Source organism: Klebsiella sp. 2019SCSN059, from assembly GCF_021739525.1.
In the GTDB taxonomy this organism is placed as follows: Bacteria; Pseudomonadota; Gammaproteobacteria; order Enterobacterales; family Enterobacteriaceae; genus Klebsiella; species Klebsiella quasipneumoniae.
In genome coordinates this window covers 1-1,091 of sequence record NZ_JAKKOM010000118.1, presented here as the reverse complement: position 1 = coordinate 1,091, position 1,091 = coordinate 1, and the positions used below count along the sequence as shown (strand labels likewise).

Sequence of the window (1,091 nt, the reverse complement as noted above, 5' to 3'; positions counted from 1 at the left end):
ATCGCCGTCGGGCCGTCGGCGCCGCCGATGATGCCGATGGCCGCCGCCTGCGGCAGGGTGAACGAAATCAGGCCGAAGTAGTTGAGCGTCAGCGCCCCGAGGACGGTGGCGAAGATACCGAACTGCGCCGCCGCCCCCAGCAGCAGGGTGCGCGGGTTGGCCAGCAGCGGGCCGAAGTCGGTCATCGCCCCGACGCCCATAAAAATCACCAGCGGCGCGATGCCCGAGCCAATCGCCACCTTATAGAAGATGGCCAGCACCCCGGCGGAGTAGCCCATGTCCACCGCCAGGCTCTCCATCTGCCCCTGCACCGACGGCAGGGCCAGGGCCAGCGCCTCCTTAATGGCGTGGACGTCCGGCGCGCAGTGGAGCTTCGCGGCAATCACCGCCAGCTGCGCCGGGTCGTGGTGGGCCAGCAGGCTCTCCAGGGCGCTCAGCGCCAGGCCGGCCTCCGGGATGTTCGACAGCAGGCCGCCGAAGCCAATCGGCAGCAGCAGCAGCGGCTCGAACTTCTTCGCAATCGCCAGCCAGAGCAGCAGCAGGCTGACCAGCAGCATCACCGCCTGGCCGAACCCCAGGTGCATCAGCCCCATCCCCTGAATCAGGGCGTTCAGACTTTCCATTTCCGCTCCTCGTCGTTACGCCAGCTGCAGCAGGGTGTCGCCGACCGCCACCGCATCGCCGGCTTTCACCGCGATACCGCGGACGGTGCCGGCCTGCGCGGCGCGGATTTCGGTCTCCATCTTCATGGCTTCCAGAATCAGCAGCACCTCGCCTTCGGCCACCGTCTGGCCTTCCGCGGCAATGACCTTCCAGATAGTGCCCGCCAGCGGCGCGGTGACCGGGGTGCCGGCGCCGGCCGGGGCGGCGGCAGGCGCAGCGGCCTGCACGGGAGCCGCTGCCGTCAGCTGGCTGACGTCGCCGCCGTCGCTGACCTTCACCACAAAGGCTTTGCCTTCCACTTCCACGGTGTAGACGCCGGAGGCGGCAGCTTTTACCGGGGCAGGAGCAGGCTGCGCGGCTTCCACCTGCGGCACCGGTTCAAAGGCTGCCGGGTTATGGCGGTTTTCGAGGAACTTCAGGCCGGGCTG

The 1,091-nt window shown here is 68.7% G+C and carries 2 protein-coding genes; both read right to left on the bottom strand.

The features are described 5' to 3' along the window. The coding region (locus L2I46_RS29165) for a sodium ion-translocating decarboxylase subunit beta (RefSeq protein WP_236948417.1) at window positions 1-623 on the bottom strand (623 nt) is incomplete at its 3' end. 15 nt (window positions 624-638) lie between these two features. After that, on the bottom strand, window positions 639-1,091 hold a 453-nt coding region (locus tag L2I46_RS29160), incomplete at its 5' end, for a biotin/lipoyl-containing protein (RefSeq protein ID WP_236948416.1).